The 25,818-nt window shown below is 40.3% G+C and carries 17 protein-coding genes; 11 read left to right on the top strand and 6 right to left on the bottom strand.

The features are described from left to right. Window positions 1-94: 94 nt before the first annotated feature. The 5 genes from ACFVU8_RS27340 to dptH all read left to right on the top strand — a co-directional run bounded on the left by ACFVU8_RS27340 (window position 95) and on the right by dptH (window position 11,618). A complete protein-coding gene (locus tag ACFVU8_RS27340) occupies window positions 95-664 on the top strand; it encodes an SF0329 family protein (protein ID WP_387431797.1) in 570 nt (189 codons plus the stop codon). 444 nt (window positions 665-1,108) lie between these two features. Continuing rightward, on the top strand, window positions 1,109-2,878 hold the full coding sequence (locus tag ACFVU8_RS27345; RefSeq protein ID WP_387431549.1) for a GmrSD restriction endonuclease domain-containing protein: 1,770 nt from the start codon (window positions 1,109-1,111) through the stop codon (window positions 2,876-2,878). A 310-nt stretch (window positions 2,879-3,188) separates the two neighbouring features. Further along, window positions 3,189-4,994 carry a DNA phosphorothioation-dependent restriction protein DptF gene (gene dptF / locus ACFVU8_RS27350; protein WP_387431551.1) on the top strand — a complete coding sequence of 602 codons (1,806 nt, stop codon included), beginning with the start codon at window positions 3,189-3,191 and terminating at the stop codon, window positions 4,992-4,994. Between the two features lie 5 nt (window positions 4,995-4,999). Next, a complete protein-coding gene (gene dptG, locus ACFVU8_RS27355; protein WP_387431554.1) occupies window positions 5,000-6,406 on the top strand; it encodes a DNA phosphorothioation-dependent restriction protein DptG in 1,407 nt (468 codons plus the stop codon). Continuing rightward, window positions 6,387-11,618 (top strand): DNA phosphorothioation-dependent restriction protein DptH, encoded by a 5,232-nt coding sequence (dptH, locus tag ACFVU8_RS27360; RefSeq protein ID WP_387431556.1) that lies wholly within the window; start codon window positions 6,387-6,389, stop codon window positions 11,616-11,618. The genes dptG and dptH overlap by 20 nt, the downstream gene beginning before the upstream one ends. Before the next feature lie 105 nt (window positions 11,619-11,723). Here the strand turns inward: dptH and ACFVU8_RS27365 are convergent, their stop codons facing one another. The 5 genes from ACFVU8_RS27365 to dndB are packed head-to-tail and all read right to left on the bottom strand — an operon-like array spanning window position 11,724 to window position 17,857. Next, window positions 11,724-12,857 (bottom strand): cysteine desulfurase family protein, encoded by a 1,134-nt coding sequence (locus tag ACFVU8_RS27365; RefSeq protein WP_387431559.1) that lies wholly within the window; start codon window positions 12,855-12,857, stop codon window positions 11,724-11,726. 21 nt (window positions 12,858-12,878) lie between these two features. Beyond that, the gene (dndE, locus tag ACFVU8_RS27370) at window positions 12,879-13,256 is read right to left on the bottom strand and encodes a DNA sulfur modification protein DndE (protein WP_387431561.1); all 378 of its coding nucleotides are present in this window, start codon (window positions 13,254-13,256) and stop codon (window positions 12,879-12,881) included. Next, complete coding sequence (gene dndD, locus ACFVU8_RS27375; RefSeq protein ID WP_387431564.1) at window positions 13,253-15,259, bottom strand: DNA sulfur modification protein DndD; 2,007 nt, start codon at window positions 15,257-15,259, stop codon at window positions 13,253-13,255. The genes dndE and dndD overlap by 4 nt, the downstream gene beginning before the upstream one ends. 17 nt (window positions 15,260-15,276) lie before the next feature. Further along, window positions 15,277-16,773, bottom strand: a complete 1,497-nt coding sequence (gene dndC, locus ACFVU8_RS27380) for a DNA phosphorothioation system sulfurtransferase DndC (RefSeq protein ID WP_387431567.1) — start codon at window positions 16,771-16,773, stop codon at window positions 15,277-15,279. Next, window positions 16,766-17,857 (bottom strand): DNA sulfur modification protein DndB, encoded by a 1,092-nt coding sequence (gene dndB, locus ACFVU8_RS27385; protein ID WP_387431570.1) that lies wholly within the window; start codon window positions 17,855-17,857, stop codon window positions 16,766-16,768. Before dndB ends, dndC begins: the two co-directional genes overlap by 8 nt. A gap of 811 nt (window positions 17,858-18,668) precedes the next feature. Here dndB and ACFVU8_RS27390 point away from each other — a divergent pair. Genes ACFVU8_RS27390 through ACFVU8_RS27415 form a run of 6 tightly spaced genes read left to right on the top strand, consistent with a single transcriptional unit; the run spans window position 18,669 to window position 24,930 of the window. Further along, window positions 18,669-19,544 carry an ABC transporter ATP-binding protein gene (locus tag ACFVU8_RS27390; protein WP_387431573.1) on the top strand — a complete coding sequence of 292 codons (876 nt, stop codon included), beginning with the start codon at window positions 18,669-18,671 and terminating at the stop codon, window positions 19,542-19,544. Beyond that, window positions 19,541-22,006 carry a M1 aminopeptidase family protein gene (locus ACFVU8_RS27395; protein WP_387431576.1) on the top strand — a complete coding sequence of 822 codons (2,466 nt, stop codon included), beginning with the start codon at window positions 19,541-19,543 and terminating at the stop codon, window positions 22,004-22,006. The genes ACFVU8_RS27390 and ACFVU8_RS27395 overlap by 4 nt, the downstream gene beginning before the upstream one ends. After that, window positions 22,003-22,695: a hypothetical protein gene (locus ACFVU8_RS27400; RefSeq protein WP_387431579.1), complete on the top strand. Its 693-nt coding sequence runs from the start codon at window positions 22,003-22,005 to the stop codon at window positions 22,693-22,695. The genes ACFVU8_RS27395 and ACFVU8_RS27400 overlap by 4 nt, the downstream gene beginning before the upstream one ends. 26 nt (window positions 22,696-22,721) lie before the next feature. Continuing rightward, window positions 22,722-23,324: an RNA polymerase sigma factor gene (locus ACFVU8_RS27405; protein ID WP_387431581.1), complete on the top strand. Its 603-nt coding sequence runs from the start codon at window positions 22,722-22,724 to the stop codon at window positions 23,322-23,324. Further along, the gene (locus ACFVU8_RS27410) at window positions 23,290-24,267 is read left to right on the top strand and encodes a hypothetical protein (RefSeq protein ID WP_387431584.1); all 978 of its coding nucleotides are present in this window, start codon (window positions 23,290-23,292) and stop codon (window positions 24,265-24,267) included. The genes ACFVU8_RS27405 and ACFVU8_RS27410 overlap by 35 nt, the downstream gene beginning before the upstream one ends. A 12-nt stretch (window positions 24,268-24,279) precedes the next feature. Next, window positions 24,280-24,930: an ATP-binding cassette domain-containing protein gene (locus ACFVU8_RS27415; RefSeq protein WP_387431587.1), complete on the top strand. Its 651-nt coding sequence runs from the start codon at window positions 24,280-24,282 to the stop codon at window positions 24,928-24,930. Window positions 24,931-25,314: 384 nt separating this feature from the next. On the opposite strand, the gene ACFVU8_RS27420 is transcribed toward ACFVU8_RS27415, so the two are convergent. Further along, window positions 25,315-25,677 (bottom strand): hypothetical protein, encoded by a 363-nt coding sequence (locus tag ACFVU8_RS27420; protein WP_387431590.1) that lies wholly within the window; start codon window positions 25,675-25,677, stop codon window positions 25,315-25,317. Between the last annotated feature and the right edge of the window lie 141 nt (window positions 25,678-25,818).

A 25,818-nucleotide genomic window follows, 5' to 3' on the forward strand; every position in this document is an offset into this window, starting at 1 on the left:
GAAAAAGATTCAAAAGATTGAGGATCGGATGAATGGAGAGGGGGACAACCCGAAGCCATCCAGCCTTTCATCTGTTTTGTTATGGAGGGATCACATGTCCTGGAGCAAATTGAAGCAACAACTGGAGGGCTTTCTTAGTCCTGCGTTAAACGGAAGGGTAGAGTACCGCGCACCGGGTTACCGTTATCTGCCTGATAAATCAGGGATTTGTTATATTACCGTAGATAAGAAGAACATCCTCAACATGAACGATAAAACGAACCCTATAAGATGGTATCAAACAGAGCTGGAAATTAAGAACGATCCAGACATTCAAATTCCTATCACCAATGAAGAAATAGAAGCCGTCAGAAAAGATACTAAGGGGCCAGTGCCAGAGGACCGCCTAATAGTCATTGCCAGAGGCAGAAAAAGTACAGAACATGCAAAAGAGCTTTTGTCAGCACAGGCTGCATTAAGTAAGTCGAATTTTACCGTTGTGGCTAATAAATTTTTAACTACTCCTATAGAGGAGAGCTTGGAGAGCGGAGATATCTTAATGAATGTTCTGGCTTTGGTGGACAAAAGAGTTGGGAAGAAGCGGATTTTGGGCATGGCTGAGAAGATGGAGTTGAAGCATCCGGTAGTGCGGTATTTTTATGAGGTGCGGCGGGGTGGGTTGTGAAGTGATTGATTTTTACCGTGGAATGAGCTTAGATTGGCAAGGAGGGCATCTGGCAAATGATTGGGGGAGTGATAAAAAGGACTAATTCTTAAATGGCGTATGGTGTAACTATTAGATAGAACGCATGAGCTAAGTGATCGCTTTTATTTGTGGGCACTTCGTTTCTAGATTGTATGTGTTGACTTTGCTTAATTTACATCAATTAGTCGGTAGCGGTTCTTAGATTATAGGGGTTAAGTTGATTTAAGGGGGGGGACTTGTGCTTTTTATTGATTAATAATTCTTGAGTTAGATGAGGTTGGCGATGTAAAGCTCCTTTTAAATTAGTATCTGTGATTTAGCAGTTGAGCGATTAAACTAAACCGACATTGAAAATGGAATATAGTTAATGAGTCGGGTTATAATATTTACAATGGTTCCTTATTAAGGAGGGCGGAGGTCAAAATGTCAATTCATCGAAGTGGTCCTACACCACCATTTTTCGAATACATTACAAGTAATGCATTAATTCCATATAATACAACGCCTAGTCAGACGACTATTAATCTTGTTACTGGACAATTTCAATGGGTTGAAATTCCAAGGTATCAAAGAGGAATTTCTTGGGAGGTGGAAAATGTTGAGGAATTCCTTTATTCAAAATCAAATTTATTAGGAAATGTTATTCTTGCTCAATTTTCACGTAATGCAAATAACTTCCCTTTTTTGCCTCAAGAGTACAGTAATTATTCAGTACTCGTTGATGGTCTTCAAAGATTCTCTGTTGGTACCATGTTATTGGCGATACTTCATGATTTAGTACTTACACCACTTAACCCAATATTTCCGAATGATGCGATAAACTTTGCGGGGTTAGCCGCTAGAATTGTTTCATTAGCTCCTATTTACTTACACAATGATGAAGTTTTTCAGAATCATCCGAGGAAAGCAATTGCAGATCAATACAAGCGTCTTAGGCAATCATTAGAAACCCATATAAAGGAACTGCTAAGAAGTTCTAACTCTTTAGAGTTTTCTAGAGGTATAGTAAATACATTTCTGAATAGACAAATTGCTGTGGATATTTACTTTAATTTTTCTGGCCCGCTTGAATTAATGAGCACCTTTCTCGGGATAAACACCGTTAGAGTTGACCTAGGTCCTATTGACTTGGTACGGGCTTATATTGTTGAAAAGGGAACATCATCAAATTGGAGCGCTGTAGAAATAGAAGATGTTGAAAATGAATTTACAGGTGTATTTACTACAAAAAATAAACCTGATACTGAGCTACTACCATTTGTAAATGTGATATTAAAAATTATCGCCGAAAACAATAGTCATCGTGTCTTTCCTTCCTGGCGAGGTAATTTAGATAAAAAAGAAGTTGATAAGTTTCTTAACTTTGTTGCTGCATATAAAAATCTACATTCTAACCCGTATATTAATGAGATCTCAGAGTGTGGAAGTATTCCAGTAGCAATAATCCTAGCTTATTATTATGTTCGTCATGTTCACCATGGTCAGGCATTACCTGAGTTCTTAACCGGTAATAACCAAGAATCTGCAGAATTACAGCGTTTTCTAATTGCATGTTACCGTGGGTTATTAGAAGGGAAATTAGCTCGTACAAGAGTAGTTGCTGAAGATATTATGGGAGGCCAAAACACAAGTTCTTTATCAGATATTGCAAATCTATTATCTGTTCAGTTTGTTGGGCAGGATATTGAACAAAAATTGGATAAACAATGGCTTCTAACTGTCCTAAATAGAGTTGACAAAAATAAGTCCAAGCGGGTTTTTAACGCAATGTTGCTGCCTCTAAAGGAAGAAGGATATGGTCACCAGGAGTTTAGACCCTTGAGTTTTGGACGAGCAGCATATGATTTTCATGTAGATCACCTCATTCCTGAGGGTATGAGTACTCCGAACTCATCTGGCATTGACGAAATAAATACATTGAGGAATTTTGCACCTTTATCAGCTAATCAGAACAGTGCTGCTAAAGCAACAAACTGTGCTACCAAGTTAGCTTTGAATGGAATGTATGATAATTATTTATCATCTACAACACACGAAAAACATCCGTATTGTCAGTGGTTAGTTAAAACTCATGCACTTTTGTTCTCAAGTAATGATCTTAATAGGCAAGAATTATTAGAACCCAATAGAAGACCGGATATTGGTTCTAATAGAATTAACTACATAGCAGAGGTGTTATTGGAGAGGGTTTAAAACAAATAAGCAAAATAGAAAATTGTGGGAATTATTGAAATGGCCCTTTCTATAATTAAAGGGGCTATTTCTTTATGTTAAGACATTTGAAAGTTTAGCTTACTTTTATATGTATATTACTTCGCACCCGGAAAGAAAGAAATAATTTTATTCTAAGATTGATTCCCACTAATCTCCAAACAAAGTATAATTAAAGCAATGAATAACTACTATTGACCTATATCTTAAGGCCTTCTTTATACTCCTGCAGTTCAATACAATTAAGATTATTAAGATATTTCTTCTGTCATTAAAGTAATGGAGGTATCCTATGAATACGACACAGCCTCAACACTTCATCAATGTTCTGAAAAAATGCAAACAATCATCCAAAGAAGCCGTTGAAAACTTGGAGAGCTTTAGTGATTTCAAGAAATACATGCATATTCAACGGCCAGTAGAGGCGGAACTTGAGCAACAGATCAATGAGGCCTATACATCGCCTGAAGCACGTTTAATTCTGGTCTGTGGTGGCGTTGGTGATGGAAAGTCCCACATCCTTTCTTACTTAAAAAGTAAATATCATTTCTTAAACGATAAATCAATTTTTTATCTACATAATGATGCCACTGAAAGCTTTTCGCCCAAAAGAACATCCATTGAAACTCTAGCTAATGTTCTACAACCATTCTCTGATGCTGAGCTTGAAGTTGGTGGATTTCAAAATATCGTTCTTGCCATCAACTTAGGGGCTTTAAATAACTTTGTCGATTCCGAAGAAGGTAAGGCTTTTTCAAGATTAAAGGCTTATGTATACCAAAAAAAGATCCTTGAATCTGTCATTGCTGATGAAGAAAGCCCAGATGACCATATTTTTCGATATGTAAATTTTAGTGATTATCATATGTATCAACTTACAGAGAATGGTCCAAAGTCCGACTACATAAAAGGGATATTTCAAAAGGTTACGCAACAGACAGAGGATAACCCTTTCTATCAAGCCTACCTGAAAGATTATGAAGATGATCGGGAAATCGTCGCTAAAAATCCAATCTTCCAAAACTACGAATTATTACAGTATGAGGATGTTCAAGATAAGATAATTTCACTGCTTATTCAAGTTATGATAAAAGAAAAACTGATCATTTCCACACGAGCCTTGTTAGATTTTGTGTATAACTTACTTGTTCCTTCTGTCATGGAGAACATGAGTCATAATCATATTATTGAATATGTACGAGGACAAGAATTTCAGGATTATGTGGCTTGTTTGCTTCCCTTCCAAATCTTTGAGAAGGTGGATGCATCGGCCATTCATCGTGCAATTGATCAGATTAATCCCACACGGATAAGAACGGAACAGATGGACCAGTATCTGATTGAATTTAAATCTCTCAAAGAGGGAGCAGGTCTATTCGCTAATCATATCAATGTAAGTAGGTTACCTTATTTATCTAGATCGCTTTTTCAAAATTCTCCATGGCGAAATCCGGATAGTAAAGAACAAGGTTCTAAAAAGAGACTGATCAAACTGTTTGTATATTTGTATTATTTCCTACCTAAGGAGAATCATGATTTTTTCAGGGATGAGACATATGAGCAGTTTATGAGGTATTTGTTCTATTGGAATAAGAGAGAGCGCGGTAAACTTGCCAAGCTATATAAAGATGAGGTTCGTGACGCGATCTATAAATGGAATGGCGAGGCTAACGGTGATCTAGTCTATGTTCAAGTGGGCCAGCCACAGACTCAATATCATGCACTTCAGAAACTTGAAATTGAAGCACATATCGATAATAAGGGCATACTTCCTGATTCAGAACTATTTAAATTTTTGACAATGATGACAATTCAGTTCAGAACAAAAAATGTCATCTACGAGAGCGATACAGCTGTTCCCTCTATAGATATTGATTTTTCTTTATATGCCTTACTGATTCGAATTAAGAACGGATACCGTCCAAATAAAAAAGACAAATTCCAATTCATTAAATTCGTAGAGTTTATTGAAAAACTAAACAACTCCGGAAATCAAAAGAATGAAATTGTCTTCGAGAGCAAGCAATTTGGCAAGTCGACTCGTTATCGCCTGCAGTATGATGAAACTTTTGATCAATACTCGTTTATGGAGACGTGAAAATTATGAGTTACCATCTGAATTTAGAAGAAATACGAAAAGAATTTAAATTTGAAACTTCTATTAAACACAATCCTAGAACTCAACAGGAATTTTTGCCCTATACCACAAAGTTTAAAGAAACACAGTACAATTTCAGAGAAGTTGTTGGAGAGTTTATGCGACTGGTGGGGCAAAAGAAATTACCTGAGGCTGTCGATGCAGAGAGGCTATTAAGTAATGTTTTGGACTCAATATCATTTGGACAGCCCAATCAACGTGCTGAGTTCAAACAGATGATTAAGACTCTCTTTTTAGACAATAACGAGCAACTTTATTTATTTCATCCTCAGACTCTGTACTACATTAATACTATTGATAACGAGAATAAGAAACTGGCGCTCTTTTTGTATAACGTCCTTTGGAATCAACAAAGGGCTTGGTCTGTAGATTCTACTGGCCAAGATGAATCCGATTTGATGAGTACATTGCTCTTTAAATCTTTACCTGAATTAATAGGCTCTAGCGAAGGTAGAAAGAGCTATGCAGTGATGATTCCAGAGATATCTAATTTATTCTTTCTGGATTTTAAATGGCTTACTACAAAAAGTGAGCTGTTTACCCAACAAATTGAGAAAATTATCTCTTACTATTACTTCTTTTACGTTACTCAATTTGCAATTCTGAGTGAAAATTTGTTTAACTCAATCGAACAAAAAATTCGTCCAATTTATTTCACGTTTGAAGAAGAAGAGCGATTATCTAAAACGCGTGTTAGTTATGAATATGGTTGGAAAAATATCGAAAAAACAATCGGACGGATTTTCTCACATATTAACCTTTTAAAGATGTTGAACTTTGCAACAGTTAGACAAGAGGAAGGGAGTTTAAATGCCCCTCTTTCTTATCAAGAAATAGCTTCTTGCATTCGTGAAATGCCGGCAGAAGAGCAATCGACTCTTGAGCAACAGATTGATCAGTTAATTGAAGAATATAAGCAGAAGCTTTCTGGGGACAGTAAGTGGATGCTGATGGGAACCTTTCCGGAACGTTATGATTTGCCGGCTTTAAATAAAATAGATCAACTATTCAGGTTGATCGACTATCAATTTAACCAAACCTCTCGTTCAAAACCTTACAACGAGTATAGATTATGGTTTGTTCACTTTTGCCAGAAAACGTTTCTGAAATCTAGGGGACGTTCGGGTAAGATGCTCATACTTGATACAGATTATCTTTTGTTTTTGACTAAAATGGTCATTAAGGACGAGAATAAAATTCGTTTGAGAACATTATTTGAAGAGTTTGAAGCTCGAGGGATGATCTTTGATCGCGATACACAAACAGCGATCGTTGATTATTTTGAAAAGCTAAACTTACTTGAGAAAAAAAGCGACAGTGGGGATGCTATCTATGTCAAAGCATTTTTATAATTACTTAGCTGATCAAATTGAAAATTTCTTTAAAGCGACAGTTATCCAACCCGGAGATAAATACCATATTCAATTCGAACGCGATGAGCAGGTAGAGTACCTTGTGGATCAAGTCAAAGCATTATCTTCAAGTGAGCCCTTTTATATGCAGACGGAGGAAGGGATTTACCAATCGAAATGTCTAGTTGGCCCAAATGCCAAAGTTTTAATAGCTTCTAATTCGGAAGAAGTTACTCCAGATTTTTTAACAACACTACGAAATAAAGTGGGAACCAATGAAGAACTCTTCAGCGATAAAGCAATGCTATTAATTCATAATTCGAACCTAGATAGCTTAGTACAGGGAATGACATCATTCGCTAAAGAAGGAATGCCATTTCACATTAATTCAATTGAAGAGAATCTTCAGGAAATGATGGCGGGTTCACCTCTTACGCAGCAAGAAAGGCAAATTCTAAAGTTCAGCATGGAGACAAATAGAGCTCAACAAGGGATTCATGAACAGGTAACCTTATTTGATTATGAGAAGATTTTAACAGTTCTGAATAATAAAAAGCTTGAAAATAATGATTATAAAGACTTTGGTTTATTTCAAGATTCAGAACTATTCAATACGCCGATGACGGACAAACAAATTCAAGCACGGTTGTATGATAATCAGAGTCTTTTCAGCAGTGTTGAGTTGGCTCATCAGTATGGTCCCATTGAAGCTAGCTTGGAAAGACACTTTGATGAGCAAGGTGTAAAATTGCTCTCTGATATCACAAATTGGCAAAATACAGATTTTGGTAAAGTTGAGTATTCTAATAAGAAGAAGCTAGATGGTAAGGGACTAGAGTATATTGAATCTAATAAGAAAGTGACTAGTGAGGGTTTGATTTATTGGGAAAGAGCGGATGGCGAAGGGAAGAGTCAGCAACGTAAACGCAATATTATAGTTTTCAACCCGGAACAGCAAAAGAAAATCACGCTGGAGTTTCAGTTTAATGATTTTATTAAAACACAATTCATTACTAAAAATACGATTAGATATAACATTCACTCAGAGCAGTCAGGTAAAAAAATTAAGGTTGAACTGACACATGCTCCAGGCCAAACAACGTTTTATGGAGTTAAGTACAAAACAGATATATCTCCAACGTATGAGTTTAAAATTGCGATTGTAGAGACAACAGAGCAATTCCTTCAGGCTGTTCAAACTTCTTATACAATTAACCTAGTAAAATCTAAATCAAAGCATTCAAGTATACTGATTAATTCAGAACAAAATAAGTGGGTCTTTAATAAGGGTGAGCCAGACGTAGAAGAAGTTGAGCTCATGGATGATTTTGAAAATAATCAGTTTGAGATTACAGAATTTAAAGAGTTGGTGGTTTCTAAGAATCCTGAAAATCAAAGCGATGAAGAATTAATTCATTTTTTAATTAAACTATCCATGACTGAAATTCCACTTTCTGTCCAGGATGTGGTCGAACGCCCGGTTCCCATTGGTGGGTTTAATGTTTGGAAATTGAAACGGGAAAAACAAGAGCATTTTACTTACCGATTAGAAACCAACGATAAGATGAAAATTATACAAGGTACACGTGAAACATATGCACAAGGTGAATTCAAAAAGAATCTTGTGCGTGAACTTAAATTAATCGGGGATAATCATCTGTATTTTATAGAAGAAGCCGGTGAACTACATCCTGAGCAAATCAACGTGCCAGAGACTGTTAGAGAAGCATATATTGATCTTCTGCGTTTTTTCCGGGATAATCGTTTGCTTCCAAGTTTAGCTTATTTGGACGAAGAATATTCCTTACTGGCTCGGCGATATGTAGAAGCATATATTAAGGAATTAGAACAGTTGCAAAACGGACAGTCGTTAGTCCAAACGCATCGTGATTTAGTGTTGCTAGGCACGATCCGTAAAGGACTTAAGGATCCAGAATGGCTGTACACGCCTCTGCACCCACTGAATCTTGCTTATCAATTACAGCTAAATGACTTGATTGGAAAGGAAACTATTAATGATGAGCTGCTTCGTACCCTAAGGCCTACACATCTGCTTCCTTATGTTTCATTTAATGCTGGTTTATACAAAGTGATTGAAGCAAGTGACTCTTACGAATGGACAACCTACATTGACCAAAGATTACCTAGATTTGAGTCTTCAAAACTCTTTGTAAATAAACTAGTCCAGGAGAAGATAGAGGAATTTACAGAACATTTTTCTTATTTATTCGATCTAAATTATCGAGCCCCAATGAAGATAAATACAATTAACATGGGAGACTGTCAAGATATTCTGCAAGGGTTGTTTGAGTATTATAAAAGACAGCTTAAAAGAGAGGTTCAAAAGAGTGAATTGCTCCCAATTGAACTTCATATCTATGCTGAAAAAGGAATTAATAATGTATTTGAAGAAATGTCACATTACTCTGATGCAGAGGAGATCGCTAAAAATTTCAACTTGAAATTGGAATTAGAAGGCTATCACTCAGAAGAGTTGCTTAATATCTTCAGGGACCAAGTTAAATTTTATTCACGCGATGTAGCTACTAACCAGTATGAGTATAGCCATATAACCTTTTACCAGATGAACAAAATTGAACAAGTAGCCACAAGTAATGCATCCGAGATTATTACAGGGGTGTCCTTATTTGGCTTAGTATCTGGAATACCCTCTGTATTTATTAATGAGGATTATAAAACGGGATTTGGAACTAAATATTATCGAGCGTCTGATTCATCACTGTTAAACCTTGTTCCTAAACTTAATTCTTTACTTCGTGTGGCAAGGACCCTAGATAATTATCAAGAGGATATGAATATAGTAACAGCTATTTCTGCTGAATATAAACAAAAGCTAGATGCAGTATATGATTCTTCGCACTGGGTAACTTTTATAGAACCCAAGGTAGATCTCAGTTTCTTTAAAAATAATGATGAGCATAAAGATTTGCTTGTTATTCATTACAGCGATCAGTACACCTCTTCTAGTGGCTTTGATGCAATCACTGTAACAAGACGCTCAAAGCAATATCAGCGGCTAATTAAGGAATTTTTAGACTCTCATCAAATTGTAACGGTCGACGACGTTTTACCTCCGATAATTAATTTCTTTAATGCTATAAATGGAAACTGGTTATTACGTTTACTAGCTCAAAAAAATCAGTTTCCGAAAGAAAAGATCAGTATTTTGTCTGCTGTAAAATTGGCGTTAGCTGCTTTCGCGCATGTGGATATTATTTGGATACCAATCTCAATGGAAGAAATTCTACGAATTTCTGGTGGTACTGGACTACGGCAGTCAGAAGGATTGTTTTCAGCAAGAAACCTTGGTAAATTTGGTTCTTATAGTGACGATTTGTTACTAATTGGTATTGAGGCGCAGGGTGAAGAGATAATGGTTCATTTCTACCCGATTGAAGTGAAAATAGGGAATAACCCTCCGTCAGTATATGAAAAGGCTATTATCCAAGTTAAGGAAACTAAAAGATTGTTAATCGATTTCTTGCTAGAATCCGAAGAGGATGTCTTTAGAGCGAAATTATACCGTAATTTCTTTATGCAATTAGCGATTGCAAGTGCTGAGAAAATGAATCTTTACTCAATCTGGCCAGAGCAATACTGGGGAAATGTTACGGATAGCAGCTTGCGCGAAAGACTACTCAATGACGACTATAAAATCTCAAATAATCTACAAGAATATATTGGAGACGGAGCTGTTATCTCTTTTAAAAAGGACTGGACATTTACAGAAATTAAGAGAAAAGAGGATGTTTTAGTCTTTGATTACCCAGAGAAGAGCGGATATGATTTTATCGTTAAGAATATTGAAGAAATTAAGGCCCATATCCAAAGTGAGTATGGGGATATTCCAGCAGATCAACTTCTTTCAAAGTTGTATAAATCAAAAATGACTGAAAGTTTAATTTATATGAAAGAAGCAGCAGTAACTAGCAACTACTCCAAAAATGTCGCAGAACAATTAGGTGGCTATACAACAGATAATAACCAGCAGTATTCCTTTGTTAATGATAGCGCACAGGCAGATAGCAATTCAGAAATTGAAGTTAAAGCTGTCAAACCACTGGAGATTTTATTCGGTCATAATGCACAAAATCAAGAAGAGGTGAAATGGTATCCAACCTCGACTGATAAAGTAATGCATACTAACACTGGCATTATTGGAACAATGGGTACAGGGAAAACGCAATTCACGAAGTCCCTGATTACTCAGCTACATCGTAACAAAAAGGATAATGTAAATGAAACACCAATTGGAATCTTAATATTTGACTACAAGGGCGATTACATCAAGCCAGATTTTACGGATTTTACAGGTGCTAAAGTTTATGATCTGTATCACTTGCCGTATAATCCACTATCTCTCTATGTAACGAAACCGTTGCGTCCACTGCTGCCAGTTCATACGAGTAGCACGTTGACGGATACGATCGCTAAGGCATTTAGCCTTGGGCAGGTTCAAGTGAATACTCTTAAGGGGGTAATAATGGATGCCTACAACCAAAAAGGTATTCTCAAAAATGACGCAACAACTTGGGAAAAGGCAGCCCCTACTTTAAGTGATATTTATGAACTTTATACAGGACGAGAAGATGTGAAAGTTGATAGTCTATATGCAGCGCTTCAAGAGCTTTATGAGATGGAGGTATTTGAGCCAGATGCTAGTAAGACAATCTCACTCTTCGACATGATCGATGGTATTACTGTTATTAACTTATCTGGATTTAATGCAAGCATTCAGAACCTAGTAGTATCGATTACTCTCGATGTATTTTATAACCAAATGCAGATGCAAGGTCATAGTAGAATTAACGGTAATTATCGTGAAATTACAAAGATGATCCTAGTTGACGAAGCAGATAATTTTCTCAGCAAGGATTTCACCTCAATTAAGAAAATTCTTAAGGAAGGTAGAGAATATGGAGTAGGTACCATTCTATCTACACAGTTCCTAAGTCATTTTTCAACATCGGATAACGAATATGCCAATTATATTCTTACATGGATTGTTCATAATGTATCTGAAATGTCTGCTAAAGAGATTCGGCAGGTGTTCAGTACACAAAGTAAGGCCGAGGAAGAGAATATCATGAACAGAATCAAGTCGTTGCAAAAGCATTATAGCATTGTGAAAGCAGGAGGAGGTCAGCCTGTTTGGATGCGAGACCGGGCTTTCTATGAATTAAATAAGTAATTATGATACAGGAACTTAATTAATATGTTGAAGCCTGTACTTTATCAATGGACGTGTTTGTTCAAGATAAAGTACAGGCTTTGTATTTTTGATAGCTTAATACAATTAAGTAATCTGCTTAAAGAAATCTAACTCACTCTCAGTAACATCTGGACTTAAAGTCACACGGATGGTCTGCCGAACTTCTTCCAAAGATTTACCCGAAGCACTTAATACATGGCTTGGTTTACTTGAACTACAGGCTGATCCGGAGGAGAGGGCAGCGTAGTCGGCAAGTTTCTTAAGCAACAGTTCATTATTTACACCGATAAATTGCAAGCTGACTAAACCAGGGATTTTTTCTTTAGTATCGCTATTGAATTTAATTTTGTTTCCTAAGTTAGTATTAAAAATATCGGTCAAATATTTCTCCAAAGTATTCAAACGTTTAACATTTTGCTCTAAATTAGCTGCAGCTAATTCAGCCGCTTTCCCTAGACCAACAATATTGTGAACCGCTAAGGTTCCACTACGATAATTATTTTCTTGTCCGCCCCCATGCAGAAGAGGCGTGATCCGAGTATATATTTCTTTCGTCTGCTTTCGGATGATTGCTGCCCCAATGCCTTTTGGGCCACCAATTTTATGGCCGGACATAGACAAGAAGCGGATTCCTTTTAACTTTTTAAGATCAATAGGAACTTTCCCTATTACTTGTGTTGCGTCAGTGTGAAAGAACAAACCATTTTCCTCAAAGAGATTAGCAAGTACAGCAATTGGATTTAGTGAGCCGATTTCATTATTACCCCACATAATAGATGTAAGAAGAGGCTGAGTTTGCTCAGTCACTTCTTTTACTATTTGAGCATCAACTCTTGCAAACTGATCAACATCAATCAAAGAAACCTCAAACCCACGCTTACCTAAGAAGTTAAAGGTCTCGATTATAGAAGGATGCTCCACCTTCGAGGTTAATAAGCGTTTATTCGTAATATTGTTGTCGTTATAATAATCGGCAACGCCTTTAATTATCATATTGTTGCTCTCGGTTGCTCCGCTGGTAAAGACAACTTCATCTGGTTCGCAACCAAGTAACGTCGATACTTGTTCACGAGCTTTAGCAACAGCCTTTTTTGCATTTTCGGCCAAAGAGTAAAACTTACTGGAAGGATTACCGTACTCCTCCTTGAGATAAGGCATCATCGTCTCCAGTACTTCGGGAAGAATTTTGGTAGTGGCGCTATTATCTAAATACAGCATTTAAATTCCTCCTACTTCCTATTAGCTTAGTAAAGCTCGAATAAAACGCTCGAAATTGCCAGTACTCTTATATTCAGCGGCTAAAGAGCGGATTCCCCGTTCCAAATGTGCGTTAAAGTATCCGGGAAAGTAATCCTCATCTGTTAATTCCTTTTCAGCAGCTTGTGTGATGAGCACCTTAAATACATAGTCATATTCTCCTGTAACAGTATTTCGGTTGAGCACAAGACCATCTGAAAAGTCTTTAGTAACTGGCACCACTTTATCTTCAGTCGTACTGTTTCTAAGAGAGAGGCTAACGGCATAACGGATTAAAATGTTTGGTGTGATACCAGTTGATGCATGAAGTTGGGTGAGGATATCTTTAGCATATTTGGAGGTTCGCAAAGTAAAATTCAAATTAGCTCACGCTCCTTAATAAAATTAAAATAGCGTCCTTTAACAATCCTTACACTATCAAAAATATCATCAAATTCCAGAGTGTAGCATCTAGCAGTATGGCCTTCTATCAATTCATACTGTTCAGCAGCGACCTCAGAATCGGTTGTAAACATCAATACTTGCTCTCCACATTTAGGAATGAAATGTTCGATTAGAGCCTTTTTATGGTCTTGGTCTAGACGTCCCATTAACGTATCAAATACAAATGGTAACTTCCAACCAGAGACTTTAAACATTGCCCATATAACAGTAAGCATTAGCAATTCTTTTTCACCAGCAGATAAGCGTTCTTTTGTAATTTCGTTTTTTTGGCGATCAAAAAGATGTAGCTCGAAGGTTATATGATCAATATGAATTCGTTCAATATAAGCTTTTTTTCGAAAAAGAATATTAATCATTTTGGTAGACTCGTTAGCTACGTCATCTAATTTTTTACGCCATTGCCTTTCTCTAAAACGTTTGCTGACATGCAAGAGTTTTTCAGTCATGAGATAAGAATTCTCGGCCTTATGAAATTCCCTTATTTTATCCGAAATTTTATTGTAAGTGATCATATGCACCCGAATAGATTCATTTGCTTCCTGAAGGTCTTTAGTGGCCTGTTCGATAAGTGATCTAAACTGTTCGACACGTTTTGTTTTACTTTCTATTTGTTCTAAGAGAACTTTAAACTCGCTTGATTGATCGTTCTGCTCTATTGTTTTTCGAATTGCCTGAGCCTGGACAAGCAACTCAGCGTTCTGATTGAAAAGTTGAATGTAATGATTAGGCTCTAATTTTTGAATTTGATTAAATAGCTGTTGAATTTCACTACGTTGCGCGAAGGAAGCGCGATGTATTAATTGGATATTCTCCGGCTGCATAATGGTTAAAATGCCCTTATGTAGCTGATCAACGTCAATATCTATGGGCTGTGTTTTATTTAGCTGCTGTAACTGCTCAATAAGTTTGATTAGCTTATTTTTCTCTAACGATGAGGTCACATATTCAAATGATTCATTTTCTTTTTCTAAATCAAGTTGCTTTACAACCTTGCCTAGTAAATCTTTCGTAATAAAAAATGGGAGGAGACTAGTAGTCAGAGAACGTATCTTTTCAGAGTTAAATTTACGTTGATTTTCAATTGCATTCACTTCACTAATTAATTCTTGTCGTTTTTCTCTTAATAAGCCACCATGCGTATCAAAATCTTTTTTGTGTTGTTTAATTGCGTCATTAAGAAGATCTATTTCATTCTCTGTGTCGGAGATGATGGCTTCTTTTTCACTAAGCATTTTCTTGAGTTCAGTAATCTGTATTTGTAAATCCTCTTGATCTTTAATCTCTTTTGCTGCATTTGCATTTTGTTGCGCATATTGTATTCGATAAGTCTGGAGATCTTTTTCTAAGTTCATAAAAAGGTCTAAGTTAAAAAGTATTTTTCCAGATTCACTAAGATATTCAGGTATCTTCTCTTCCGATACAATTCGAGAAATATCTTCGCCGTCGAAAAGACATAGTTCAAAGAGACGAGGGGGCATTTCCTCACGCAGTCGATTTTGAAAATCTGATTTTTCTTGATTATTCAATGCTTTCCCATTTTTAACAACATAGAAATCTTCTTTGATTTTCTGTTTTTTAATTCTCCAGCTGCGCGTCAGGGTATAACTTTGGATTTCAAGATCTTCTGTAGAATCATAATGGATAATAATTCGAAAATCAGGATTGCTTTCTTCTTTTATAGCTTTTCTATTAAGGATAGATGAAATTTTACGGAAGTACGGTTCATTATCATTCAAAAAACCATAAGCCATTGATCCAAATAATACAATTCTAAGTGATTCTAGAATGGTTGTTTTTCCAGCTCCATTTTTTCCGCCTAATAAAATTACATTCTTAGACTCATTTGTTCTAAAATCAAATGTATTCTGATTACCGAAGTAAGCTCCAATGTTACAGAGCACTAGTTTTGTTATTTGCATAGAATGCTAGTCCACCTTTATAAATGCAAGAAGTCTTGCTTCAAAGTTTTATCAAATGCTTGGAATAATCCTCGTCTAACTTTTACTCCGGAATAATCCTTCTCTATAGAAATCAATTGTTTGAGCACGCTTAAGTTTACGCCTTCTTCTTGACACAACGTTTCAAGGTCGGTGAGTTGATCATCTTTGAATACAGGGCGATCATCATGATTCCAGTCGTATACTTCACCTGTCTCTTGTTCAACGATTAACGGTAAACGATCTTCCCATTGCAAGTCTTCATGCCAATATTTACGAATAGCTTTAAGTTCTTCAAGACTAATTAATTCGATAGTCGGATCATGAAGCTCACGAATTTGTCTTTGTGTTCGCAATAATTGTCTGAGTATTTCTTCACGAGCTTTTAGGGTAAAGGGGCCCACCCCAAGGCGCTTATAAGTGTCATCTTCTTCTCTAATCAGAATATTTAGTTCCTCTACAGTAGCTAAGTTAATATTATTTATGTCGAGGTATTCCTTTAGTTTAGCCTTATCAATTATCTCTTGATCTGGTGCTGGTACCTCGTGATATGGGAGTAAATATACTTCACCATTCATCCGCTGTTTTTGTCTCTTTGAGTGATCTTCTCTAATTTGTACTAAGAAGTTTCTGAATTCGTAGAGAGGGCGTAACCAATCCACTCCATTGTTAATAAACCCACTCAGAGCTTTATCTTCAGCAACAACAGTGCAAGTCCAGCAACCGAAACGGCTATTTCCGCAAGATCCGGCACTTTCTTTAACTTCTTTATCGACAATTAATGGACACTCACTACTAGAGCTCTGATAAAGTTCAAGCAATTCATTGTTATCGTCACCCCAAGGAGATTCATACTGAAGCAAAAACTCCCAAACATCATCAACGTTAAACGTCCGAATCGGAGCAAACACAAATGCATTTCTTAAAGTTGAATGACGCATTAGCTTTTTGCCTTCAATGGTATGCGACTGCATTACTGCTGCTCGTGTAGAGCTTTCGGAGTCACGAACGCCAAGTAGCATAATAACTTCGCCGAACTGATCAACTTTATCGAGAATAAAGCGATTTGCAGGCTCAATTTTTAAGCGATCTGTACACCATCTGAATTTTTGACGAGGTGTTGGGTAACCCTTACCGATAATTGAAGCCCAGAAGGTTTGTTCAACCTTTGGTCGTACCTTTTGCGTCTCAATAGGAAGACCAAGCGTTAATGCTTTTTCTTGAATTCTACCTAATGTACGGGTGATTTTATCTATAATAAGTGGTGTTTCCACTTGGGTGTCAGAAGAGATTACATAAACTTTTTTGTGTAGCTCCGAAGGCTGGAGTTCTTGGAGTGCCTGAAAGACAAGCTGAACTACAGCTGTAGAATCTTTTCCGCCACTAAAACCAACGACCCATGGACGCTCGTCCATTAAATAAACTTCCTTAACAAGCTTTTTTGCTTCAATAAATTTGGTACCGGTATTAAATATATTGAGTCCCAAATTATCCATTTAGAGACGCCTCCTTAAATTTGCTCTCAATTTTCTGTTCTTGTTCGGTGAGTGGGAGGGCGATTTTGGACTTAATCAAGTTTGCGGTCAGCTGAATAGTTTCACCATTCTTGTTAATTCTACCAGTGTTGCTATAAGCCCGTCCTTGCCAGTCTTCTTTGTTTTCTCGGCTCCAGTCAATGTTTTTAAGTTTCTTAATATAGGACTGCCACTCATCTGGGTGATACCGATATAGATAATAACCTACAATACCAAGAGACTCCAGGAAAATCCCATGAGCGACAATCGATTGGATACGTAGTTCTCTAGGCGAGAGCTTCTTTTTTATAACCTCTTGCCATTCTGGAATGGATACACATAAGTGCTCCCAAAATTCGGTAACGAATTCTTTCTCCTGCTCAGATATTATTTCGCCTTTACGTTTGTTGATAAGACGAGAAGTTGTATTAAAAACATGGTTTAGTGCGAAAAGCTTTGGCGAATTCTTAGAAAGAGATACTTTTTCTCGGTCGGTATAACGTTCTAATAATGGGATACCCGATATTAGACTTTTTGTAATTAACGACAACTGGTCTCGATGATCATAAAGTATTCCAATAGATGATGTCGTATTAACGGCGTGACGATTCAAGTCTGAAAACATTTGTTGAGAGCGAGTAAGGCCCAAGTCATGAAAAAAGACCACTGAAATTGTTTCGTCCCCAAGTTCTGGAGAGATCCTCAGGGCTTCTTCGATTGCCGCTCTACGGTGCTGTCCGTCATTAATTAAAAACTTAGAATCGAGAGAGATAGTTAATTGGCCTATGTCTTTCATCTCATCTGAAGCTTCTTTGAATCTCATAGTCCCGTCCACACTTGCTGTTAGAGAAGAGAATATATAGTCCTTAGGATTCTCTAAAATATAATTAGTGATATCAGGAATCCGCGACCTGTTCATTAATCGTTGTGCCCGATGTTCCACAGGGATTTCATCTTCATCAAACAGAAAAATTTTAGGTATTAGGCGCAGAGGGCACATGACAGTATAGAATTCTCTACCCGCTTGAATTCCTCTTAAAGCTGGAAAGGTATAACTGAAGTTCATCAGCATTCTCCTTTATTACGTACGTAATAACGTGTTATGTCTTTCATTTTAACTCAATACGAACAAATGTTCAATCAGTAAAGACGTAAAAAAGTATACTTTTTCTTTAGGAAATACAAAAAAATCATTAAACAGCCACTCAATAGAACTTTTAGAAATTGGGTAGAATTGAGAAGATGGTAACAAGTGTAAGCCATGAATGTACAGTAAAGAAAGATCCGAAGTAGTTCGTGAAAATGAGTAAGGTTTGCCGATTATCCGAACAACTACGCACCATACACTCAAGACCTACAATCGTAGCCTAGGCAGCAGATACACCATCAGACCAACGTTATTGATGATCTGCTGTAGGATACGGGGAACCGTATATCAGAAGCGATACTTGCATGTGGAGTCGGCGGCTTTGTTGGTGCTGAATGGTGTCACCCCCACAATAAATTCATGCTATTCGCAATTGAACAGGAGTAGTATCAGAAAACCGCATATATCTTCCAATAGAAGCTCAGGCGTGTTCAACGCTTGGGCTTTTATTAGTGCACTCAGAATGGGCGTCATTCCTAGGGGGGAAATCCCTAACGGGGGCTGGCGAGCGCCTAACCTTAGCTAAGGGCAAGGGTGTCTACCGTGAGGCGGAATCTGAAGGAAGCCAGCGGGAAATCTTAGGCCTGAGGAATATGGATTTCATCTCAAGCTAGCTTTTTGGAAAAATGTTTACCTTTTTTAAACTTTTTAGCAGGGAGCGTCGTTATACTGTTCGACAATCTACTCGTGCGCGCGGGAGTTGGCCAAGTACGAATGGGGGCAGCCAATCATGCAAGTAGTAATCCAGCAATTATGCAAAAAATATGGTAGCAAAGAAGTGCTGAATGGAATTAACCTGACACTAGGCACGGGAATGTTCGGCTTGCTTGGGCCCAATGGGGCGGGGAAATCAACGTTGATGCAAATATTGGCGACAGTAATACCGAAAACAACGGGAGATGTGCAAATCGGGCACTGTAAGCTTGGGCGAGATGAACGTGAAATTCGTGGCTTGCTTGGTTATCTGCCACAGGAGTTTGGGGTTTATCGCAAGCTGACAGGGGCGGAATATCTCGATTATGTCGCGTCCATGAAGGGTATTACAAATAGCAAAGTACGGAAGGAAGCAGTAGCTGATATGCTACGCAAAGTCAATCTAGAAGAGAAGCGCCATGTGCGTATAGGCAAATATTCTGGCGGGATGCGGCAGCGTATCGGTATTGCCCAGGCGTTGCTTGGAGATCCGCAGTTCATTATTGTGGACGAGCCGACGGCAGGGCTAGATCCGGAAGAACGCATGCGATTTCGTGATATGCTGGCCGAATTGGGCAAAGATCGAACTGTGTTGTTGTCTACACATGTCGTCGCCGATATTGATAATAACTGTCAGAGTATGGCGATTATGAGCGGGGGGCGCATCGTATTTCACGGTACGCAAGACCAATTGCTCCAGCGTGTGCATGGACAAGTATGGACGGTTCAGGTGGGTGATGAGAAGCTCGCTGAGCTCAAGAAAGCCGCAGCTATCGTGACGGCGAGGCGTTCGGGAGCCGGGTACGAGGTGCGAGTTCTTGCCAGCTCTATGCCGTTGCCTGGAGCAGAACAAGCAACGGCAGGGCTGGAGGACGGATATATCGCGGTCATGAGAGCGGGGAACAGCCAATGAGCCTGATTCACTATTACAAAACCGAGTGCAAGCTGCTACGGCGCGGCCCGGGCTTGTATCTGATGTTGGCAGCTATCGCCGGCATCTTGTATTTGATGATTCAGACCGTCGATGCACAATTGGATCGTGCAGTATACGTGATGGACATTTCTGAGGTGTATTGCCGTGCGGCCATCATTATTTTGCCTTTGCTGGCAACGGCAATTGCACGGCGTGATGAAGAATGGAAGACAGCGTCCATGATGGCCACTTTTCCGTATCGGACATGGGAAATGGAGGCTGCACGATTGCTCTGTGCAATAACGCTTCCGTTAACAGCTGCGCTAGTGCCGCTGGGGGCTTATGTATGGCTGGTCGTAAATGATGGTATCTCATGGGGAATGTGTGAATGGTATACCTGCGCTGTATTGGCTTCTTTTGTCATCCCGATGTTATTGGCAACTGTAATTGCCTACTTGGTAGGCATCCTTATCCGCAAGCGATACAGTTATCTGATCAGCTTCGTTCTGTTGTTGGGGTTGGCAATCATTTTACCGGAATTTTTTAAGACCGATCGCCCTGCTTTTTCATTACCGCCTCATATGCAGGTTTGGTTCGATTATTCACTAGTCAAATATATTGGTAGTTCCTATTCACGTATGTGGGGATTCATCTATGATCCGGCATTTTGGCTGCATCGCAGCATGGTTACTGCTATAGCGGCAGGAATGGCCTTGGCTGTGCTACTTATAGTATGTAGGCGCAGGCGGGAACGGGGCATGGCATGGCTGATCTACCCCACGATGCTGGTTCTGGGTGCAGCATTGTTATGGGCAGGTAGTGAGATGTATGGGCATTTGCAGGAACGGGTCGGCATTGCGGATGCCAATGAACGTTTCTATGGCGAACGTCTTACTTCAGCCAATGAGATCACGCAACAGCGTGAATTGGAGCAATTGTTCGTTGCTGGATTTGCAGCGGGCAAATATACGGAGGCGGATATTGAGAAAATGTCTCGTATCACCATTAATACAGACGGGATTACCAGCAATCCGCTCTCGGTATCGCATATTAAAGATCTGCTTGTCGGAATGAAGTTCCAGGATCTGCACATTAACAGCTATAAGCTGGAGCTGGAATTACTTCCGCGTCATGGGCTGGAAATACAGGCGACGATGCAAGCAAGAAATGGACAAGCGGATAAGCTAGGGCGATTCCCCATCATGCTACGACATGTATTTGACGTACAGGAACTGAAGGTGAACGGTAGTGCTGCTGCCTTTGAGTGGGAAAAGGCTACAGATGTACTATGGATCACTCCTGATACGGACGTTATGCCAGGCGAACATCTGGAGATCGAGATGACATATCGCGGTACCATAAATGATTGGCGGCATTATTATTCCGCTGCTCCTAGCAGGGATCGATGGGAGCAAATCGCTGTTGTCGACGATAACAAGCTGTTCCTGCCAGCCTTCTACGGCTGGTACCCTGTTATCGGCAATAGCCGGCTATCGGAATTGCTTACCGATCACTACGAATGGGGGCGCCACGCTACAGATATTCTGGACACACAATTACCGCGCCCTATGGCGGGCTTTGAGGTTGCCATAACAGGGCCAAGTGGCTTGAAACTGTTCTCCAACGCCTCTCTCGTTACTAGTGAGAAGGCTGGAGAAAAGGGGGCTTCAGTAACGCGCTTGGAGGTGGATGAAACAAGTGGACTTACATTATTTGGGGGCGATCTGCATCTTGCACAAGCGACAGCAGGCGGCAAGACGTTGCGTCTGCTGACATCCGGTCAATTGCCTGCCCGTTCTGTCGAGGAAGCAGCTCAGCTCGCAGCCAAGCAATACGTCGAAGCAGCGCATACCTTGGAAATGCTGGATGGAAAAGCTGCAACGAGCTTTCCCCAGACGGTTACGATGGCGCTTGCCGATTACCCGTATTATAGTTTGAATGAGTCTAGTTTGAAAACCAGGGGTATGGTAGATGCAGCAGTGGCAGGTCCGGAAGCTCGTGATACCCATTTTGTATCTAATTCATCTCCTTTTTCCTTGTTCGATTATTTTGGGGCGGAAATTGAACAAGGAAAAAACGGGAATATACAACTGAGAACAGGCCAATACTGGCTTGATTACAGTGCCAAACGCAGAAAGATTAGCAATGCGAGATTGTACTATTTTAACAGCCAATATATATTGAACAACTTTTTTCAAGCCTATATCGAGCGCAAAGTGGCGGGAGAGGAACTGCCTGGTCCATTGCTCGAACCTGGTAGCTCAGTTTTAGATGGCAGACCGAATCAGGTTAATGACCTTATGAACAACATATACAGTCAGTACGGCATCGAAAGTGTATACGAAGTCATCAAGCTCGTATATGACAGTATCGGCAAAGAGCAGCTAGGCGAGGATAGCGATGAGCAAATGGAAGAGCTTCTGCAAGGCTATTTGCAAAGGAAAATGGAGGGAGGAAAATGAAGGTCGCCCTCATCCTGTTGTCTCGTGCAAAATATGCATGGCGCATACTATGTGGAGGCTACTTGATTGCAATAGCTGTTATTGCAGCTTTAATAGCAGCTGGTTGCCTCATACTGCCAATGGTGCTGCGAGCTCCCGGTTTTTATCAAGTCAAAGTGGCTTTTATTTTTGTTCTGCCCTTACTTGCGATTGCCTTGAGTGCGGGGGTGTTCGCCGATGATTTCAGTGAGGGTACTTTTGCCCACCATTTCAGCTATCCGTATTCCGAGCTACTCGTGTTCGCCGAGCGGATAACGGTCGCTGCGCTATTACTTGTCATCTATGAAGCAGCGTTGCTCTGGGCCATTGACCGCTGGGTGATCGCTTTAAGTACGGCACAACTGGCTTACATAATCAAACATAGCCTCAGTGTGAATATGTTTGTCAGCGGTCTGGCGGCACTGGGCAGTCTGCTCGGGCGCAATATGGCTGTCGGGCTGGGAGTGGGGGCAACGGTGTGGCTGCTGGAGTATTTTATGTCCAGTATGCCGCTCAATCGTTATTATTTATTTCAAGCCGTCTGGCCGGTGAGCCGGTTCGCAGATCAATCGCACAATGCCATTGCATTATTTGTGTCAGCTGGAATACTGCTCTTCTGCTGTTTGCTTTTATTGGGGAGAGGCAGAGGTTGGCTCGTGCGCAGGCAATAGTGCCGCGCGAGAAAGGAGGGAGTCAAGTGGACAGCAGAGCTGGTGCTACGGATGAGCAACTGCTAACGCAATACAAGCAAGGGAATACAGCCGTGCTGGAGTTGTTCGTCTATCGGTATCATCAGACCATCTATGCATATTTATACCGTCTGACGGGCAAGCCTCAGCTCGCAGAAGATTTGGTACAAGAGTGCTTTGTCAGAGTGTTCACAGCTTTGCAAGCAGGCCGGTTGCCTGAACGGTTTCGACCATGGATTTATCGAATCGCAACAAATCTTTGCCGTGATGTATGGAAGTCCGGAGCTTATCGATATGAAGTGGCGGCTAAGGATACCGGAGTGTATGATGCGGCTGATGGTGGTAAAGATACCGTAGCGTCTTTTTTAGACAAGCAGTATGAGCGGGAAGCCGTCATTGCTGCCCTTGGCGCTTTACCTGAGGAGGAGCGGCAAATTGTTATTTTGCGTTTTTACGAGGATCTCAAGCTGGATGAAATAGCCGAGCTGCTGGAAATTCCGCTTGGAACGGTCAAGTCCAAGCTGTATCGGGCATTCAGGCGGCTAGCTGATACATTGCAGAAAGGGGAGGATCAGGATGAGCTACATTTCCGGAAGCGGGAACGCCAATAACAGCAGTCGCGACAGTCAACTGTATAGAGAATTACAAGAGCTGCGGCGACTGGAGGAAAAGGGCGAAGCAGCAGCGGATGAATGGGAGTATAACCCGTTTGGAGCCGTATTCAATCAATTGGATCGCTATACCGTTGATGGCCCTAGCGGCCAGCAGACCAAATCCCTGCTGGCGCTAGCCGCTTCATATGCTACACAGCCTGAGCGGACGATTGCCGGACCCTTATCCAAGCGAGTGGCAAGGCATGACAAACCTGGGCGGCAGCCAGTTGTCCCCATGTCTTTGCTTGTAAGACTTATGCAGCGTATGGCAGCCCAGGCAAGGACGATGCATTGGCTGTTTTGGATTATATCAGCGCTTATGGTTGGCACAGGAGCAGCCATCGAGTGGCTGGCTGCAAATGAATGGTTTAGTAGCCCGGCCAAACCGGATGTATTTCTGTTTACGATTCTGTTGCTTTCTGTAGCCAGTGTGGCCTATTCACTCCGATCCATGCATACTCCTATGAGTGAGCTTGAGGCGACCTTTCCTGTTACGCCGGTACAGCTTATGGTAGCCAGAATAGGAACTATACTGCTGTATGACCTCCTTCTAGCGTTGTTGTTTTATGGAATACTGGTCATGACAGGTACCAGCAGTGAATTCGGATCTGGTACTGCTGTACTAATTACAGATCTATTACTGCCGATCTGCCTGAGCACGTTTGCAGCGCTGGCTGCGATGCTTCGCTTCGGGACATGGCCTGGTACCGCAGCTGTGCTCGCAGTGGGCGTCATCCAGTTTTCCGCTGGCGAGAGGCTTGGCGTGTTTCAACTGTTCAGCGAATACGGGTCTGCTCACTGGCTTGCAAGCAAGCTTGTTGCTGTTAGCCTGGCAGTAGCGCTTGGTGTTTGCACAAGCCTGTTGCTACGCCATCGGCATTATTACAAGCAACATGAATAGGAGGGAAAAGCGGTGCGAGGAGCTGAGCTGAAACTGACGGGGGTCGAACTTCATGCAGATAATGGTCATTTGCTGCTAGGGGATGTGAATCTGGCTCTGCCGCCAGGCTGGTATGGTCTGGAGGGCGCTAATGGCAGCGGAAAAACAGCATTGCTCAAAGCAATAGCTGGCCTATATCAGCCTGCACGCGGTCGGATTACCTATCAGCTTCATGGCATGGCATTATCAGGGAATGCTTTCAAGCCTTATCTAGGCTACAAGCCCCAGCAGGCAGCGTACTATGACAATATGACCGTCGAGGCATACTTGCGTTATGTGGGTGAGATGAAGCTGATGCCACGGGTGACCATTGAGGAACGATCTCGCGAGCTATGTGAACGACTCGGGCTTTCTGCCGAGTGGAAGACGCTCGTTCAGCGGTTGTCAGGCGGCAACAAGCAACGGCTTATGATTGTGCAGGCTATGCTTGCTGATCCATGGTTTCTGCTGCTGGATGAGCCTCTCTATGGTATGGATATCGAGATTCGTTTCCTGCTGCTAGAGGCGTTGTACGAAATGACACCTGGCACAGTCGCTATCTTTTCAGGTGCATTAGAGGGCCTGCAGGGAGATTGGCTCGATGCTGTGATCAAACTGGAAAATGGTACGGCGGCGCTGCACTGATGCAGCGCTTTTTTCTATCTTAAATTATCCTGCTGCGGCTGCGAAACTTGCCTGGAGGATAGCCTGACGCTTGTCTGACCCATTTGCTGAAGGCATGGCTAAAGTCGGCCTCTTAGCTGGCTGGCAATGGAGATTATTCTATTCTTATCAGTGGCAAAATTGATAAAGTATAGGATCCCAGAATTCCTAATTTCCACTGAAATTAAGTCGCATCTACTAATAAACGACAAAAATCTACAACTTTTGACCTAATTGTCCGATATTTAGCTTATAGGGCTTACTAAGGTCTCAGAGTTATGAGATGTGGATATCCGAACTGAATTTGGCAAGCGCCAATGAAAAAAACCGCCACTACGGGCGGTCTATTCGCTCAATATATTTATGTTAATTTTCCGGTTCATCAAGGTAAGCGTGTGCGTCTTCAACAGTATCGAAGAACTTGATGAATCCTCCAAACATTCTTTTCATTTGCATTCTATAAATTGAGCTAGTTGTGACAGAGGCCCAACTCTTTTCCGTTGAAAGTCCGTACTTTACGACAAGTTCATTTGAGGTGGATAGTTCTTGGGCTACATCTTGGGAGAGAACTTTGGCATCGGATAAATCACCAATGGCTGTAAATCCAGGTTTTGTTTTTTTAAGGTTGTCGGTAAGTTCATCGACATATTGTTGAACATTATCCTTGGTAACCGAATAGATTTTGAGATAGAGCCTGTTCTTTTTTTCATCGTAATTGATTGTGAACATTATGTATTCCTCCTGATTGTCTGTAAAATCAACTTAACTAAAGTATAGGGTATGAATTATTAATCCTTCCACGGACTATAAGTCACATAGATTGAAATTCTCCCAAAAGTATTTCAAGAATACATACATAATCAAATCTTT

This window comes from Paenibacillus sp. NPDC058177 (assembly GCF_042883835.1).
Lineage (GTDB): Bacteria > Bacillota > Bacilli > Paenibacillales > Paenibacillaceae > Paenibacillus_AQ > Paenibacillus_AQ agri.